The organism is Geomonas silvestris (assembly GCF_014193515.1).
GTDB classification, from domain to species: Bacteria; Desulfobacterota; Desulfuromonadia; order Geobacterales; family Geobacteraceae; genus Geomonas; species Geomonas silvestris.
In genome coordinates this window covers 251,299-268,597 of the sequence record NZ_BLXX01000003.1, presented here as the reverse complement: position 1 = coordinate 268,597, position 17,299 = coordinate 251,299, and the positions used below count along the sequence as shown (strand labels likewise).

Genomic DNA, 17,299 nt, shown 5'->3' with positions numbered 1-17,299 from the left:
CCTCCCTAAAGCTGTCCTGCCTGTAAAAGACTGATCCTCAAGAGGAGCCCGCCTGCCAGTATGAACAGGTAGTGGGCAAGCACCGGATTCGCGCCGTAGCGCTCGGCGCGGGAGCGGATCTTGAACCAAAGCGGCACCACGATCCCCAGCGCCACCGACCCGATCCAGAACATGGCGACGAAGGGGAGCGAGACCAGAGGCGCCGCGGTGCGTCCGGCCATTACCAGCAGCACCGCCAAGAGCACCAGCTCGGCCACCATCACCACCCGGTCGAAGGCCTCCAGGCGCTCTATCTCGGCGCCGGAGTTGCGCTTTCTCCAGATGAGGAAGAGCGAGATGGCGGCGGCCCCGGTGGAGGCCCCCGAGACGATGAAGAGCGCCCCCATGAGCGGAGAGGTGGCGGCCCAGAAGGGGCGAGCAGTGACGTTCAAGAGGACGCCGGTGTAGCCGGCGATGAAGAAGCCGGCCAGGGAGCCGATCACCGCGTAGAGCTTGCGCGGGATCCTGTTGTAGTACCTGGAGAAGAGCGGGAAGGAGATGATCTTGTCCGCCACCAGGTTGTCCAGGAAGGAGAGCAGCGCGCAGACGCTGAAGACGAGGAGCACCCAGGAGCCCACCGACATGGGGGACTGCAGGTTCAGGTAGGGGTAGCCCGCCTGGTTGTAGACGAACAGGTGCCAGAAGCGCTCGGGGCGCCCCAGGTCCGCGATGAGCGGAATCGGGACCAGGATGAGCAGCGGGAAGGCGAGGTAGCAGGCCGCCCGGCTCACCTCGCGCTCCCGGCCGGAGCCGAAGAGCTCTTCCATGGTGCCGATGAAGTAGGCTCCCGCCGAGGTGCCGGCCACGAAGAAGTAGACGGCGATGTAGTACCAGGCCCACCCGGGGGCTTGAATGATCTCAGGACTCATGGCGACCCTCCTCGGAAGTTCCGTTCAAGCGTTCGCGGAAGCTCACCAGCGCCGCCGCCCCGATACCGAGCGCGGTCAGGATGGTGACCAGCGAGCAGAGCACCAGCCGGCGCTGCGGCACCACCGGGTGCTCGGGCTGTCCGTAGACCTTGGGACGGTCCACGAAGAGGTAGAAGACGTTCAACCCGTCCGCCTCGTCGTAGCCGTAAACCTGGGCCTTCTCCCCCTTGGCCTTCAGCTGGGCCACCCGGGCGTCGGCCCGCTTCCTCAGCTCGGCCACCTCGCCGAAGCGGATCGAGCCGGTCGGGCAGGCCTTGGCACAGGCCGTTCCCAGGCCGTTGTGGATCCGGTCGTTGCACAGGGTGCATTTGCGCGCGGTGCCGGTCTCCTCGGAAAAGGAGATCACCCCGTAGGGGCAGGAGGGAATGCAGAACTTGCAACCGATGCAGGTATCCTGCTGCACGATGACGTTCCCCAGCTCGGTGCGCTGGATCGCCTTGGTCGGGCAGGCGTTCAGGCAGCCCGCATCCGTGCAGTGCTTGCAGGAGTCGCTGGAGAAGAGCCAGCGCTTCTGGGCCCGCGGCTCGTCGATCTGCTCGATGAAACGGACGTGGCGCCAGTCGGTTGCGCTTAAGGAACCGGTGTTGTCGTAGGAGTCGCCGGTGAAGTTGTGGGCGACCGGGTAGGGGACCCCCGGCTTCTTGCCGAAGTGGGCCGGCTCCGCGGAGAGGCCGTTCCACTGCTTGCAGGCGACCTGGCAGGACTTGCAGCCGGTGCATATGGTGGTGTCGATGAACATTCCTTTCGGCATCAGATCCGCCCTCCTTTCCTGCCAGCCCTGATGTCGCAGGTGAACACCTTACCTTCGTGGATGGAGACGTTGGGGTCGCCCACCATGGCGCTCAGGTCATTGGCGACGTCGCCGGCCGCGTTCCCTTGCCACCCCCAGTGCCAGGGGATGCCGATCTCGTGGACCTTCCTGCCGTCGATCGTGAAGGGCTTCATCCTGCGGGTCACCAGCGCCCGGGCCTGGATCTCGCCGCGCGCGGTCTGGATGGTCACGTACTCCGCGTTCTTGATCCCCTTCTCGGCCGCAAGCTCGGGAGAGATCTCGCAGAAAAGCTCCGGCATCAGCTCGGCGAGCCAGGGGAGCCAGCGGCTCATGGTGCCGCTTAGGTGGTGCTCGGTGACCCGGTAGGTGGAGACCACGATCGGGAACTTCGGATCGGCGACGGCATGGTAGCTGTTGCCGTTCACCTGCCAGACCTTGGCGACCGGGTTCACCTGCTGCTGGTAGACCGGGTTCTTGACGGGCGACTCGTAGGGCTCGTAGTGGGTCGGGAGCGGGCCGTCCACGAGACCCGCCGGGACGAAGAGCGAGGCCTTGCCGTCGGGGCGCATGATGAAGGCGTCGTTGCCCGAGAGCCAGTCGAAACCGAGCGCTGCGTCCTTGCCGATGAAGCCGGGCGCCTTGGTGGGCTGGAAGTCGATTCCCTCGCCCGACGGCGCCACCCACTTCCCTTTCACCGGGTTGCCCGCCGGGTCCTTGGTCCCCGAGTCGGCTGCCGGATCCCAGTAGATGAGCTTCTTCGCCTCGGACCAGGGTTTCCCCTCGCGGTCCGCCGAGGCGCGGTTGTACATGATGTGCCGGTTGGCGGGCCAGGCGAAGCCCCAGTTTGGCGAGATCCAGTCGTCGGGCTTGCGGCGCGCCGCGTTGTTCTTCCCTTCCTCGGGAATGACGCCGGTGTAGATCCAGGCGCCGCAGGCGGTGGAGCCGTCCTCCTTCAGGTTCGCGAAGGTGGGAAGCGGTTTCTGGTCCGCCACCGTGTAGCCGTTGATCTCCTTGAGGACCCGGTAGGCCGAGGGCTCGTCCTTGATACGCCAGGGGGCCACCTCCTTCGCTTCCGGGTCGTAGTCCCAGGCGAGGTTCTTGACCCCCCAGTCGATGTCGAGCGGCGAGTCGCGGTACATCTCCTTCAACAGTTTCCCGAGGCGGTAGGTGAACCAGCTGTCGCTGCGCGCGTCGCCGGGGGGGTCGGCCGCCTTGTCGTGCTGCTGCAGGAGCCTCTGCGTGTTGGTGAAGGAGCCTTCCATCTCGGCGACCGCGGCCGCGGGGAGGAAGAAGACCTCGGTCTTGATCTCGGCGGGCTTCAATTCGCCGGAGATGACCTCGGGGGAGTTGCGCCAGAAGGCGGCGGTCTCGGTCTCGAAGTAGTCGCGCACCACCATCCAGTCCAGCTTGGCCAGGGCTTTACGCTGCAGGCGCGCGTTCTGCCCCCCCACCGCCGGGTTCTGCCCCATGACGAAGAACCCCTTGATCTTGCCCGCCGCCATGTCGAGCATCATCGGCATGTGCGAGTGGTCGCCGGTGATCCTCGGGTGGTAGTTGTAGCCGTAGTCGTTCTCGGCCGTTGCCGCGGCGCCGTACTGCGCCTTGAAGTAGGAGACCGCGAACTTGGGATAGTTCCCCCAGTAGCTGGTGGCGGCGGGGCCCCCCTCGGTGAGGATGAAGTCCTTCAGGGTCTCGTGGTTCTTGCGGCCGTCCGGCATGTTCAGGTAGGCCGGCAGCGAGTGGTAGAGCGTCGCGATGTCGGTCGAGCCCTGGATGGTTGCGTGGCCGCGCAGGGCGAGTACGCCACCTCCCGGGCGCCCGATGTTGCCCAAAAGCGCCTGCAGCATGGCGGCGGCCCGGATGATCTGCACCCCGACGGTGTGCTGGGTCCACCCCACGGCGTAGGTGATGTTGGAGGTCTTGTCGCGACCGGAGTTGTTGAGCATGGTGTCGGCGACCTTCAGGAACTGCTCCGGGGTGCAGCCGCAGACCCGGCCCACCAGGTCCGGGGTGTAGCGCGCGAAGTGCTTCTTGATGATCTGGAAGACACACTGGGGGTCCTCAAGCGTCGGGTCGGTCTTGGGGCGCCCCGGCACCTGCTGCAGCAACAGGTCGCTGAAGGGGCCGAGGCCGGCCTTCCCCTTGGGCGGCGCGGGGTTTCTCTGGTAGGACCAGCTCGCGTTCGCGTAGGACTTGCCGTTCGGGGCGAGCCCCGAGAAGACGCCGCCCAGCTCTTCGGTGTCCTTGTACTCGGGGTTCACCAGGGTGGCGGCATTGGTGTAGTTCACCACGTACTCGCGGAAGAAGGGGTCCTCGTTCCAGCGCTTCGAGTTGATCACGTGGTTGATGATGGCGCCCAGAAAGGCGATGTCGCTGCCGGCGCGGATCGGCACGTGCAGGTCGCAGGCGGCCGAGGTGCGGGTGAAGCGGGGATCGACGTGCATGAGCACCGCATCATGTTCGGTCCGCGCCTTCAGGGGCCAGCGGAAGGCGACCGGATGGCACTCGGCCATGTTGGAGCCCATGATGAGGACGGCGTTGGATTTCTCGAGGTCGCGCGGGAAGGTGGTGGAGCCGCCGCGGCCGAACGTGGTCCCCAGACCGGGGACCGTCGAGGAGTGTCATATTCGGGCCTGGTTTTCCAGGTAGACCACCCCCAGGCCGTGCATGAGCTTCTGGTGCAGGTAGTTCCACTCGTTGTCCATGGTGGCGCCGCCCAAGGAGGCGAGGGCGTAGGTGTTCATCACCCGCTTCTTGACCGTGCCATCCTTGCCGTCGGGCAGCTCCTGGAACTCGTTGAAGTGGGCGTCGCGGGTCTTCTTGGTGAGCTCGGCGATGCGATGCATGGCCCAGTCGAGCGGCTTCTCCTCCCAGCGGTCGCTGCCGGGGGCGCGGTACTTGACCGTGGTCCAGCGCTGCTCGTTCTTGACGAGCTGAAAGGTCGCGGCCCCCTTCGGACAGAGCGTCCCCTGGCTGATCGGGGAGTCCGGGTTCCCCTGGATGTCCACGATCTCCCCGGCATCGCTCACCGTGACGATCTGGCCGCAGCCGACCGCGCAGTACGGGCAGATGCTCGGCACCTGCCGCCCGGTTTTGATCGGGACCTTCCCCGCCTTGGCGGCGGCAGCGGCGGTGTTCACCCCCAAAAGTCCGAGTTCGGCAGCGACGCCGCCCCCCACCACGCCAGAGGTCACCTTGAGAAATTTGCGCCGGCTAAGTTTCATGTAAAGAACCTCCCACTGTCTGAACGAGTAACTTCCTGACACTTTAAATAACGATTTCTAGCTGAACCGAAGCTAACTGCCTGGAAAGTGCGTTTTATCCGTCAACCTCCGTAATTCAAGCAGAACTTGCTCCCGTGTCAACGTGAGACGTTTCTTTTATTGACAGAATCTGGCCGAGATTCTCAGACAGAGCTCGAAACGGGAAACTGTCTTTCAACATGGCAAGCAAAATACTCAGTCAACATTTACGGCTTTTTAATCTAACTCATTCAGTGGGTGCAGGGAAGGCGCACCACGGTGCAGGCGAAAGGAGGTTGAGGCTTGCCGGTTCCGGCAGCGGGATGACTCGCGTCCCTCGGGAGGTTCCGGGTGGCGGGAAGCTGAAAACTTTGCGGGAGAGTGTTTTCTTAAAATATTTTTATGTCATAGTTGTCAGCGTTGCCCGGAGGAGCGGCGCCCATGAGGAGACACCAGATCAAAACCAAAGTTGGCCTCTCGGTCTCCCTGCTCACGGTGGGGATCATCTTCCTGTTCTCGAGCGTCATCAACGACCATTTCGAGTACCAGCTCAAACAGCTCATCTCCAAGCAGCAGTTCTCGATGGTCTCCGAGATCTGCGACAGCATCGACGCCGACCTGCAGGACGCCCAGCAGGCGCTTATCGCCGAAGCTCCCCTCTTTCTATCCGTAGACCCCGGCAGGCCCGAGGAGGCCCAGCAGCTCTTGGACAGCCGCCCCGCCCTGCACACCATCTTCGACAACGCCCTTTTTCTCTTCTCGGCCGAGGGGAAGATCATCGTCGAGTCCCCCTACATCAAAGGGCGCCGGGGGCGCGACATCGCCTTTCGCGAGTACTACAGGAAGACCGTGGCCACCATGAGGCCGCAGATCTCCGACCCCTACGTATCCACCCACACCCCCGGCAAACCCGCCGTCATCCTGACCGTCCCCCTCGTCAACCCCCAGGGGAGACTGGTGGCCATCCTGGCCGGCAGCCTCGACCTGACCCGGGACAATTTCCTGGGCAAGCTCTCGCGGGTCAAGATCGGCGACACGGGCTACCTCTACCTCTACAACTCTTCGCGGATGCTCATCATGCACCCGGACCCTTCCCGCATCATGAAGCAGGACCTGAAACCGGGGGTGAACCGGGCCTTCGACAAGGGGATCGCGGGCTTCGAGGGGACCGAGGAGTCGCTGAACTCCAAAGGGGTGAGTTCGCTCACCACGGTACGCCACCTGAAGAACACCGACTGGATACTGGCCGCCAACTTCCCGGTGCAGGAGGCCTACGCCCCGATCGCCAAGGCGAAGAAGTACGCGAACATCGCAGCCCTGGCAGGAGCCGGCGCCTCGGTCGGGATCGTCTGGCTCCTCATGCATTACCAGATGGCGCCGCTCTCCCGGTTCACCGAGCGGATCCGCACCCTCTCCATGCGCGACGGCGTCCCGGAGCAGGTCCCCCCCTCGACCGCGGCGGAGATAGCCGATCTCGGCTCGGCCTTCAACGAGATGGTGCTGCGCCTGGCGACCGAGCACCTGGCGCTGCAGGAAGCGATCACCAACCTGGAAAACGAGAAGGCGAAGACCCAGGCGATCATCGCCGCCATGGGGGTCGGGCTCACCATCATGAACACGGAGTTCCGGGTGATCTACCAGAACCAGCAGGGGATCGCCCTGATGGGGAACCACGTGGGGAAGCTCTGCTACCAGGCATTCGAGAATCACGACAGCGTCTGCCCTGGGTGCCCGATGGCACTCGCCTTCCAGGACGGCCTGATCCACTCCTCGGTGCGCAGCGTAAGCCCCTTCGGGCAGCAGATCTTCACCGAGGTCACCGCCTCTCCCCTGAGAAACGCGAGCGGCCGGATCATCGCCGGAATCGAGGTGGTGCGGGACATCACCGAGAAACGGCGCATGGAGGAGACCATCGAGCACCTGGCCTTCCACGACACCCTGACCGGCCTTCCCAACCGGCACCTGTTCCACGACCACCTGCGGCAGGCCATCGCCTTTGCCGCCCGCAACAACCAACTCCTGGCCGTCATGTTCATCGACCTGGACTCTTTCAAGGCGGTGAACGACGAGTTCGGCCACGCCATCGGCGACCAGTTGCTGCAGGGGGTGGCCAAGCGGCTCAAGGCCTGCTGCTGCCGCTCGGGCGACACCATCGCCCGCTACGGCGGGGACGAGTTCCTGGTCATCCTGTCCGACCTGCAAAACTCCGAGAACGCCGCGGTGGTGGCTCGGCACGTGGTGGACGAACTGGCGCGGGTCTTCGTCTTGTCGGAGCAGCCGGTGCAGTCGAGCGTCAGCATCGGCATCAGCCTCTACCCGCAGGACGGCCAGGACGGCGAGACCCTGGTGCGTAACGCCGACCTCGCCATGTACCAGGCGAAGGAGCACGGCCGCAACGACTTCTGCTTCTACCGCCGCGCGGCCGAGGAGGCCGCCGCGGAGCGCCCCGAGGAGAGCTCGGTGCTGCCGGCGCTCCCCATCGACGTCGGGCGCTGCCTCACCCATCCCCCCGCTTCCGAGCGTCCCGGAAGCGAGCGCCCCTGTTAGCGCGGGGCGCGGACCTTTTCGTGCCGCCCCCTCCGGACACCGCCCCTTCGCTGCACCTACGATCTCCCCCTAGCCGTCCGTCGGAAAATTTTTACCGCCGCTGGAAAATCAAATATCATTAGCATATACTTATGCATGTCGTGCGCCGGCACCTGGCAAGACTACCGATTGCCCATCATTTCAGCATCTTAACCTGTAGAAGCGAGTTGCGACCATGACCGTGAACAGCGACCAGCATAGCCAGGAACCCGCCTCCGAGGAGCAGCTGCGCATCGTCGGGGTGCTGCAGCAGCTCAAAACCGAACAGCCCGAAGCAAGCCTCACCCTCATCAACATCTACAAGGAACTCCCCATCACCCACCCCGCCACCATCAGCGACATCCGCGGGCGACACGTCGAGCTCAGCACGAGCGAGTTGCAGCTCGCGGCCATCGCCCAGTGCAATGAGGTCTTCATCCGCGCGCCGTACCTGGAGCAGACGGTGCTCGGCAGGCTGGAGAGCATCGACATCCGGCGCAACCTGGTCAGACTCTGCGACTTCGCGAGCGTGGAGCTCAAAGCCGAAAACCGCCAGACGGTCCGGGTGCGCCTCAACAAGCCGATCAGCGTGATCCTGCACTGCGGCCCGGACCGCATCTCCGGCGTGGTACAGGACATCTCCGTGGGCGGCTGCTGCATCAACACCCTGGTGCGCAGCGGACTGGAAGGTGGCCGGGACCTGCGCCTCGAGCTGAAGATCATCGACAAGACGACCGGGCTCCCCAACTGCACGCGCATCCCCTGCTCCCTGGTGCAGTGCTCCGGCGCGTCGGCACCCTTTCGCTGCACCTTCCGGTTCCAGCACGACCAGCAAACCGAGCAGTTCCTGGCAACCCTGATCAACCAGCGCCAGCTGGAGATCCTCAAAGAGCTTCGGGACTCTCTGTGACGGGTTCGCGGTACCATCTGCCGGAAATTCCCTCCCCCTACCCTTACTTCGGCAACTCCCCTTGGCTGTGAAAACCAGAGAACCATGAACGGACCGGCAGGCCGCTGTCAATGAGCCTTGAGCCGTGTGGGTCAACAGTTATTTTTTGCAGCGAAAAATCCGTTGATGTGGTAGCCTTGACCCGCTTTTGAGCATTCGGAGGAACCATTCTGAGCATGGAGCAGGCAAACATAGAGAAAATCCTCCAGGCAGTGAGCGAAGGGACGCTCGGCGTGAGCCAGGCGCTGGAAACGCTGAAACACCTCCCCTTCGAGGACCTCGGCTGCGCGACGGTGGACCATCACCGGGCGCTGCGCCAAGGCTTCCCCGAGGTGATCTACGGCCAGAGCAAGACGGTGGCGCAGATGCAGGCCATCATCACCGCGCTCATCAACAAGGGTTCCAACGTGCTGGCGACCCGGGTGAGCGGCTTCAAGGGTCGCAAACTCAAGGAGCTCTTCCCCGAGGCGGTCTACCACGCCGACGCGCGGGCCCTCAGCATCGAGAAGCACCCCATCGTAAACCGGGGGCGGGGCAAGATCCTGGTGATCTGCGCCGGAACCTCGGACATCCCGGTGGCTGCCGAGGCGGTGCTCACCGCGCGCCTCATGGGGAACGAGGTCGAGCAGCTCTTCGACGTGGGGGTAGCGGGACTGCACCGGCTCTTGTCGCGCCGGCACCTTTTGAGCGAGTCCTCGGTGGTCGTCGTGGTGGCCGGCATGGAGGGGGCGCTCCCCTCGGTGGTCGGCGGCCTGGTGGACAAGCCGGTGATCGCGGTGCCGACCTCGGTGGGGTACGGGGCCGCCTTCAACGGGGTGGCGGCGCTCTTGGGGATGCTGAACTCCTGTGCGGCCGGGGTCACGGTGGTAAATATCGACAACGGTTTCGGCGCGGCCTACGCGGCCAGCCTGATCAACAGGGATAGGGCATGAAGGTCATCTATTTCGACTGTTTCGCGGGGATCGCGGGGGACATGACCGTGGCGGCGCTCCTGGAACTGGGGCTGCCGCTCGAGGTGCTGCGCGGGGAGCTGGCCAAGCTCCCCTTCACCGGGTACACGCTGGAGAGCGTGCCGGCCGAGCGCCACGGGGTCTCCGGCACCGGCTTCAGGGTGCGGCTTTCCGAGGAGGACCAGCCGCACCGCCACTACAGCGACATCGCCCGGATGATCGAGCAGGCACCGCTGAAGCCCCGGGCGAAGGAGCTCGCCCAGAAGATCTTCCGCCGGCTCGCCGAGGCGGAGTCCCAGGTGCACGGCGTCTCGCTCGAGCGGGTGCACTTCCACGAGGTGGGCGCGGTGGACTCCATCGTCGACATCGTGGGGACCGCCATCGGCCTCGATTACCTGGGGGTGGAGAAGGTCTACTCCTCGGGGCTTCCCTTCGGACGCGGCTTCGTCTGGACCGCACACGGCAGGCTCCCGGTCCCCGCCCCTGCCACCGCGCTCCTCATGAAGGGAATTCCGCTCACCGCCGACATCGGCGAGGGGGAGCGGGTCACCCCGACCGGCGCCGCCATCGTCGCGGCGCTCGCCGAGAGCTTCGGCCCGCCGCCCCCCATGACCGTGCAGGGGATGGGGTACGGCGCGGGGGAGAAGGACTTCGCCGAGGTCCCCAACCTGCTCCGCCTGGTGCTGGGCGAACTCGAGGAGACGGCCGGGTCGGACGCCGGCGAGGTCCTGGTTCTCGAGACCCAGGTCGACGACATGACCCCGGAGCTCCTGGGCTTTCTCATGGAAAGACTTTTGGAGGCCGGCGCCCTCGACGTAAGCTTCGCCGCACTGCAGATGAAGAAGAACCGCCCCGGGACCCTGGTGAGCGTACTGGCGAACCCTGGAGACCTGGAGCGCCTCTCGGGCCTCATCCTCGCCGAATCGAGCGCGATCGGGCTGCGCTACTACCCGGTCAAGCGGATCACCCTAGAGCGCCGCATCGAGGAGCGGGAGACTACGCTCGGGAAGCTCAAGGTGAAGGTGCTGGGTAACGGCCGGATCACCCCCGAGTTCGAAGAATGCCGCCGCATCGCCCTTAAGAAGGGGCTGCCGCTCATCGAGGTGTACCGCACCGTGGAGAGGGAGACCTGGCAGGGATGAGGCGCTTCGTGATCCTTTCCGCAACCTGGTTCGGTACCGGTTTCTCCCCGTTCGCCTCCGGCACCGTCGGGACGCTCGGGGCGATCCCCTTTTACCTCGCGCTCTCCCGGCTCCCCCTGCCGCTCTACCTCCTCACCACGCTCGCCTTCACCCTTTTTTCCTGCTGGGCCGCCGGCCTTGCCGAAGGGGTCTTCAACGAGAAGGACTCCGGGAAGATCGTCATCGACGAGGTGGCCGGCTACCTGGTGACCATGACGGCCGCCCCCCTCAGCTGGCAGTCGGTCCTCGCCGGCTTTCTCCTGTTCCGTCTCTTCGACATCGTGAAGCCGCAGCCGGCGCGCTGGTTCGACCGCTCGCTGAAAAACGGCTTCGGCGTGGTGCTTGACGACATCGCGGCCGGGATCTACGCCTGCCTTTGCCTGCACCTGGTGCTGAGGTTCCTGTGAAGGTAGCCACCCTTTCCATAGGCGACGAACTCATCTGCGGCGAGGTGACCGACACCAACCAGAGCTACCTCGCCACGAGGCTCTACGACCTGGGGCTACGCGCCGAGCGCCACCTGATGGTGGGCGACGACGAGGAGGCCATCGTGGCCGCGCTTAACGAGCTCGCTGCCGTGTACGACGTGGTGCTCGCCACCGGCGGCCTGGGGCCGACCCCGGACGACCTCACCTCGGCCGCGGCCGCGCGCGCCGCCGGGGTTCCGCTCGCGCACTCCCCCGAAGCCCAGGCCCACCTGGCGGAATTCGCCAAGAGGCTCAACCGCGAGCTGCACCCCTTGAACGACCGCCAGGCCCAGCTCCCCCAGGGGTGCGGCCTGATCCCGAACCCCAACGGCACCGCCACCGGCTTTCGGGTGAGCATCGGCCGGGCCGACTGCTACTTCATGCCCGGCGTCCCCTTCGAGATGAAGCCGATGCTCGAGGAGACGGTACTTCCGGTCCTCCTCACGGCAAGCGGCGTCACCCCCGGGCTGCGCAGCACCCTGAAGATCTTCGGCCTCCCCGAGGCGGTCGCCGCGGCGGAGCTCGAGGGGGTGCTTCCCGAAGGGTCGCCGGTGCAGCTCGCCTACTGCGTGAAGTTCCCGGAGATCCACCTGATCCTGCGCACTCCGGGCACACACCCGGCCGAGCACCAGGCGGCGCTTGCGGCGCTGCGCGGGCGGATGGCGCACCACCTCTTTGCCGAGGACGAGGCGACGCTCGACTCGGTGCTCGCGGAGCTCTTCAGGAAAACGGGCGCCACTTTGGCCTTGGCCGAATCCTGCACCGGCGGGATGATCGCCGAGCGGGTCACCCGGACCGCCGGGAGCTCCGCCTGGTTTCTGGAAGGCGCCGTCACCTACTCCAACGAGGCCAAGAGCCGGCTCCTCGGCGTGGCGCCGGAACTCATCGCCGCGCGCGGCGCGGTGAGCGAGGAAGTGGCGCTCGCCATGGCCGAAGGCGCGCGGGCCAAGAGCGGCGCCGCTATCGCCATCTCGGTCACCGGCATCGCAGGCCCCGAGGGGGGGAGCGCGGAAAAGCCGGTGGGGACGGTGTACATAGCACTCGCCGACGCGAAGGGGTGCCGCGCCAAGCGCCACCAGTTCCCCGGCGACCGGGAGCGGGTCCGCGCCATCACCTGCTTCACCGCGCTCAACTGGCTGCGCCGGCAGCTCCTCGCCGGGAAGGTCCGGGGCTAGGTCCGCCGAATTCTCGTACCCCCCCTTTGCGAAGGGGAGCACGTGAGGTCAGCTGCGGTGCTTTTGGGGATCATGCCTCGCGGGCTCAGGCTTCTCCTGCCTATGGGGTAAAGCCCCTACCGCACGGGAGACTTCCCGGCCGAGCAGTTGTCATCCATGCCGTAACTCGTTGCAACGGGTACCACCGGGGGGAGCCCCGGATCTCATAACGGATCTCGCTGTCACAGGTAGCTGCCTTGAACATTGCGACCCTCATCCTCTTTATCGTGGCCGACCTGCTGCTCTTGGTGGCGGAACGGCTCACCCCCCTGCCCGGCTGGCTGCACCTGGCCGCTATCGTCTTGTTGGCCCAGGCGATCCTCATGCTCTGGGGGGCCTTCCGGCGCCGCGAAGAGCGCTTAAGTTCCGGCCTGCGTAACGAGATCAGCGGCATCCAGCTGGAACTCTCCCGGACCGCCAGCCGCTACAAGAGTCTTCTCGAGGGTGCCGGCAACGCCATCTTCGTCCTCGATGCCGATACCGCCCGCCTCGAAGAGGTGAACCGCAAGGGGGTGGAACTCTTCGGCTACTCCAAGCCCGAATTCTCCGGGATGTGGGGGCGCGACCTGGTGCACCCTTGCGACCAGGAGCGCTTTCGTGCCCTCGTCAATCGCCTGAACCGCCACGGCCGCGCCACCGAATCCGAGGGGCTCACCTTCCAGAAGAAGGACGGCTCGGTATTCCTCGGTGAGATCGACGCCCGGGTCATCGATCTGGGGAGCGAGCAGCTCGTGCACTGCATCGTGCGCGACATCACCGACAAGGTGCGCACCGAGCAGGAGATCTGGCAGAGAAACCGCGAGCTTTCCATCCTGAACAACGTGCTGGCGGGGATGAACCAGGGGCCCCGGCTCGAAGAGGTGCTCCAGGTGACCCTGACCGAGACCCTCGAGCTGCTGAAGGCCGGCGGCGGTGCCTTGCACCTGCTGCAGGAGGAGGGGGCCGCACCCAAGCTGGTGGCCGAAAAGGCGCTCGCACCCCGGGTCCAGGAGCAGATCCTCGCGGAGCTGGCCTCGGTCCCTGCGGCAGCAGCCGGGGTGCACACCCTCGATGCGGGGGCAAAGGTCTCGCTCGCCGCCGCCGAGAGCGGGTGGCAGGGGGTCACCGAGGTCCCCCTTTTGGCGCAGAACCAGCCGATCGGCGTGATGCACCTTTTGCACGCCGAGCGCCGCGACTACACGAGCGAAGAGCTCCGCTTCCTGGGGAGCGTCGGGACCCAGCTGGGGAGCGTCATCGGGCAGCACCGGCTCTTCGAGGAACTCAACTGGAAGAGCGCCGAGCTCTTGCGCTCCTACCACCTCCTGGAGCGCAGCAGCCACAACCTGGGGCTCTCCGAGACCAAGCTGAAGCAAAACCTCGCCCTGGTGGAGCAGGCGAACCTCGAACTAAGCCGCATGGATAGGATGAAGAACCAGTTCCTGGGGATGGTCTCCCACGAGTTCAACACCCCTTTGACCAGCATCATCTCGGGTGCCGAGCACCTCCTGCAGCAGGGGTTGGGCGAGGATACCGACCAGGTGCTCGGCATGGTGCGCGACGGCGGGCTGCGCCTCAAGGAGCTGGTGGCCGACCTTTTGAAGCTGGTGAAGCTGGAGGCGCGCGGCGACGAGATCGCCCCAAGCGTCCTGCACCTGAAAGACTCGCTTCTCGAATTGAAGGCCCAGTTGCAGCCGCTTTTGCAGGAGAAGGGGCAGACCCTGAAGTTCACCGCACTGGACGAGCTCCCTTACTTCGACGGCGACTGGAAGTACCTGGAGCGCGTCTTCAGCGAGCTTTTGCTGAACGCCATGCGCTTCAGCCCCCAGGGGAGCGAGATCGAGGTGACCGGGCGGGTGGTGGAAAGTGCGCTGCTGAAGGCGCGCAGCTCCACCCTGGAGCGCTTCAACAGCGGCTTCTTGCAGCGCTGCGGCGAGCGCTGCTACCTGGAGGTCGAGGTGCGCGACAAGGGGATCGGCGTGCCGGCCGAGGACCAGCAGCGGATCTTCGAGATCTTCTACGAGGTGGGCGAGATCCGGCACCACTCGAGCGGCCAGGGGCGCTTCGTGGGGAAGGGGGCGGGGCTTGGGCTCGCCATCGTGAAGGGGATGGTGGAGGCGCACGGCGGCATGGTCTGGGTGGAAAGCGGCCAGGGAAGCTCCTTTTTCGTGGTGCTGCCGCTCGAGCAGGAGGCCATCCAGCCGGCGCTGTTTTAGCTTCCGAGATCGGACGGATCGGACGGATCGGACGGATCGGACGGATGAAAGAAAAAGCAGACGAAAACTTGAAAGTCCCGAGCATTTCGTGCTAGTTTTGGCAGAATTTTGTGCACAACAACCTTAACCAACGACGCCCCCGACGGGGGCGACAGGAGATACCGCATGCTCGACCGTGAAAAAGCGATAGACCTGGCGCTCAGCCAGATTGAGAAACAGTTCGGCAAGGGCGCCATCATGCGCCTGGGCAACGACGAGCCGCTGCCGGACGTGGCGGCGATCCCCACCGGCGCCATCTCGCTCGACATGGCCCTGGGGGTCGGCGGCGTGCCGCGCGGCCGCGTCATCGAGATCTTCGGACCGGAATCCTCCGGCAAGACCACCCTCGCCCTGCACGTGATCGCCGAGGCCCAGAAACTGGGGGGCATCGCGGCCTTCGTGGACGCGGAGCACGCGCTCGACATCGGCTACGCCCGCAAACTCGGCGTCCGCACCGACGACCTATTGGTCTCCCAGCCGGACACCGGCGAGCAGGCCCTGGAAATCGCCGAGACCCTGGTGAGGAGCGGCGCCATCGACGTCCTGGTCGTCGACTCCGTTGCCGCGCTGGTTCCCAAGGCCGAGATCGAAGGCGACATGGGCGACTCGCACATGGGCCTGCAGGCGCGCCTCATGTCCCAGGCGCTCAGGAAACTGACCGGCATCATCTCCAAGAGCAACTGCTGCGTCATCTTCATCAACCAGATCCGCATGAAGATCGGCGTCATGTTCGGCAACCCGGAGACCACCACCGGCGGCAACGCGCTCAAGTTCTACGCCTCGGTGCGCATGGACATCCGCAAGATCGCAGCGCTCAAGCAGGGTAACGACATGATCGGCTCACGCACCCGCGTGAAGGTCGTGAAGAACAAGGTGGCTCCCCCCTTCAAGGAAGTCGAATTCGACATCCTCTACGGCGAAGGGATCTCCAAGGAAGGCGACGTGCTCGACCTGGCCGTCGAGAAGAACATCGTCGACAAGAGCGGCGCCTGGTTCTCCTACGGCAAGGAGCGCATCGGCCAGGGGCGCGAGAACTCCCGCATCTTCCTGAAGGAGCACCCGGAGATCCTGGAAGAGATCCGCGCCAAGCTCCTCGACCCGGAGACCGCCCAACCCGCGGCATAAGGTAAACCACCATGGAACTCAACGAGATCCTCACCATAGCCATGAAGGCGAAGGGGTCGGACGTCCACCTGAAGGCGGGCGTCCCCCCCATCGTCCGCATCGACGGGAGGCTGCGCGCCATCCCCAACGCGGAGCGCCTCTCCGCCGACGCGGTGCGCACCATGGCCTTCGGCATCATGAACGAGCGCCAGAAGAAGATCTTCGAGGAGTCCTACGAGGTGGACCTCTCCTACGGCGTCCCCGGCCTGGGGCGCTTCAGGGTGAACGCCTTCGCCCAGCGCGGCACCGTCGCCCTGGTGCTGAGGGCCATCCCGATCGCCATCCCGAGCCTGGAGGCCTTGAACCTCCCGCCGGTACTGACCAAGCTGGCCCAGGAGCAGCGCGGCCTGATCCTGGTGACCGGCACCACGGGGAGCGGCAAGTCCACCACGCTTGCCTCGATGATCGACTTCATCAACGAGAACCGGACCTGCAACATCATCACCATCGAGGACCCGGTCGAGTACCTGCACAAGGACAAGAAGAGCCTGATCAGCCAGCGCGAGGTGGGCTTCGACACGCTCGCCTTCGGCAAGGCGCTCACCTCGGCCCTGCGGCAGGACCCCGACGTCATCCTGGTGGGCGAGATGCGCGATTACGAGACCATCGAGACCGCGCTCACCGCCGCCGAGACCGGGCACCTGGTGCTCTCCACGCTGCACACCCTGGACGCGGCCGAGACCATCAACCGCATCATCTCGGTGTTCCCCCCCTACCACCAGCGCCAGGTGCGCATGCAGCTCTCGGGGATCTTAAAGGGTGTCATCTCCCAGCGCCTGGTGCCGCGTGCCGACGGCAAGGGGCGCGTTCCCGCCGTCGAGGTCATGATCGGCACCGCGCGCATCAGGGACTGCATCGACGACAAGGAAAAGACCAAGCAGATCCCCGAGGCGATCGCCCAGGGGTACACGAGCTACGGGATGCAGACCTTCGACCAGTCGCTCATGGGGCTTTTGACCAAGGGGCTCATCACCTACGAGGAGGCAATGCGCCAGTCCTCCAACCCGGACGACTTCGCCCTCAAGGTCTCCGGCATCTCCTCCACCTCGGACTCCAACTGGGACAACTTCGCCGAGCCGGAGCCGTCCGCCACGGACGACGAACTGGTCATCGAGAAGTTCTAGGTGCGCACCAGCACCCCCATGGAGAGTGCGCTGCGCGTGCTCGCCCTGCGCGACCACTCGGAAGCGGAGCTCAGGCGCAAGCTCAAGGAGAAGGGGTTTAGCGAGGGGGTCGAGGAGGCCGTGGCGCGCCTCAAGGAGCTTGGGTACCTGGACGACGCCCGCTTCGCGCGCAGCTTCGCCGCGAGCGCCGTGAGAAACGGCCGGGGCTTCGGGAGCCGGATCAAGCTGGAACTGGCGCGCCGCGGGGTTGCCGAGGCGGTGATCCGCGAGACCTTACGCGAGATCGACGAGGAGTTCGACGAGGGCACGCTTTTGCGGGAGACCCTCGAGCGGCGTTTCGCGAGCTTCGACGCGAAGAGCGCGCCGGACAAGGAAAAACGCAAGGTGGTGGGGTACTTAAGCCGCAAAGGCTTCAGCCTGCGCGCCATCTTCGCGGCACTGAATTATCAATCCATCGACTAGAGGTTAGCTT

General features: G+C 65.3%; 14 protein-coding genes. 10 read left to right on the top strand and 4 right to left on the bottom strand.

Going from position 1 to position 17,299, the window contains the following annotated elements; all coding sequences use genetic code 11:
* Positions 1-5 precede the first annotated feature (5 nt).
* From nrfD to GMST_RS22760, 4 genes are read right to left on the bottom strand one after another with little or no spacing between them, the layout of a single operon-like run.
* Entirely contained in the window at positions 6-908 is a 903-nt protein-coding gene (nrfD, locus tag GMST_RS07465; RefSeq protein ID WP_183354005.1) for an NrfD/PsrC family molybdoenzyme membrane anchor subunit, read from the bottom strand.
* On the bottom strand, positions 898-1,719 hold the full coding sequence (locus GMST_RS07460) for a 4Fe-4S dicluster domain-containing protein (protein ID WP_183354004.1): 822 nt from the start codon (positions 1,717-1,719) through the stop codon (positions 898-900). The genes nrfD and GMST_RS07460 overlap by 11 nt, the downstream gene beginning before the upstream one ends.
* On the bottom strand, positions 1,719-4,340 hold the full coding sequence (locus GMST_RS07455; RefSeq protein ID WP_503826514.1) for a molybdopterin-dependent oxidoreductase: 2,622 nt from the start codon (positions 4,338-4,340) through the stop codon (positions 1,719-1,721). Before GMST_RS07455 ends, GMST_RS07460 begins: the two co-directional genes overlap by 1 nt.
* A 21-nt stretch (positions 4,341-4,361) precedes the next feature.
* The gene (locus GMST_RS22760) at positions 4,362-4,964 is read right to left on the bottom strand and encodes a molybdopterin-binding domain-containing protein (protein ID WP_198424540.1); all 603 of its coding nucleotides are present in this window, start codon (positions 4,962-4,964) and stop codon (positions 4,362-4,364) included.
* Between the two features lie 459 nt (positions 4,965-5,423).
* Between GMST_RS22760 and GMST_RS07450 the strand changes: the two genes are divergently transcribed.
* The 10 genes from GMST_RS07450 to GMST_RS07405 all read left to right on the top strand — a co-directional run bounded on the left by GMST_RS07450 (position 5,424) and on the right by GMST_RS07405 (position 17,289).
* Positions 5,424-7,529: a diguanylate cyclase domain-containing protein gene (locus GMST_RS07450; RefSeq protein WP_183354002.1), complete on the top strand. Its 2,106-nt coding sequence runs from the start codon at positions 5,424-5,426 to the stop codon at positions 7,527-7,529.
* A 214-nt stretch (positions 7,530-7,743) separates the two neighbouring features.
* Positions 7,744-8,457: a PilZ domain-containing protein gene (locus GMST_RS07445; RefSeq protein ID WP_183354001.1), complete on the top strand. Its 714-nt coding sequence runs from the start codon at positions 7,744-7,746 to the stop codon at positions 8,455-8,457.
* Positions 8,458-8,672: 215 nt separating this feature from the next.
* Positions 8,673-9,428 carry a nickel pincer cofactor biosynthesis protein LarB gene (gene larB, locus GMST_RS07440; protein ID WP_183354000.1) on the top strand — a complete coding sequence of 252 codons (756 nt, stop codon included), beginning with the start codon at positions 8,673-8,675 and terminating at the stop codon, positions 9,426-9,428.
* A complete protein-coding gene (gene larC / locus GMST_RS07435) occupies positions 9,425-10,588 on the top strand; it encodes a nickel pincer cofactor biosynthesis protein LarC (RefSeq protein WP_183353999.1) in 1,164 nt (387 codons plus the stop codon). Before larB ends, larC begins: the two co-directional genes overlap by 4 nt.
* A complete protein-coding gene (locus GMST_RS07430) occupies positions 10,585-11,034 on the top strand; it encodes a phosphatidylglycerophosphatase A family protein (protein WP_183353998.1) in 450 nt (149 codons plus the stop codon). The genes larC and GMST_RS07430 overlap by 4 nt, the downstream gene beginning before the upstream one ends.
* Positions 11,031-12,269 (top strand): competence/damage-inducible protein A, encoded by a 1,239-nt coding sequence (locus GMST_RS07425; protein WP_183353997.1) that lies wholly within the window; start codon positions 11,031-11,033, stop codon positions 12,267-12,269. The genes GMST_RS07430 and GMST_RS07425 overlap by 4 nt, the downstream gene beginning before the upstream one ends.
* Before the next feature lie 236 nt (positions 12,270-12,505).
* Complete coding sequence (locus GMST_RS07420; protein WP_183353996.1) at positions 12,506-14,500, top strand: sensor histidine kinase; 1,995 nt, start codon at positions 12,506-12,508, stop codon at positions 14,498-14,500.
* 165 nt (positions 14,501-14,665) lie between these two features.
* On the top strand, positions 14,666-15,664 hold the full coding sequence (recA, locus tag GMST_RS07415; protein WP_183353995.1) for a recombinase RecA: 999 nt from the start codon (positions 14,666-14,668) through the stop codon (positions 15,662-15,664).
* 11 nt (positions 15,665-15,675) lie between these two features.
* Positions 15,676-16,827, top strand: a complete 1,152-nt coding sequence (locus tag GMST_RS07410) for a type IV pilus twitching motility protein PilT (RefSeq protein ID WP_183353994.1) — start codon at positions 15,676-15,678, stop codon at positions 16,825-16,827.
* A complete protein-coding gene (locus GMST_RS07405) occupies positions 16,828-17,289 on the top strand; it encodes a regulatory protein RecX (RefSeq protein ID WP_246399277.1) in 462 nt (153 codons plus the stop codon).
* Positions 17,290-17,299 lie beyond the last annotated feature (10 nt).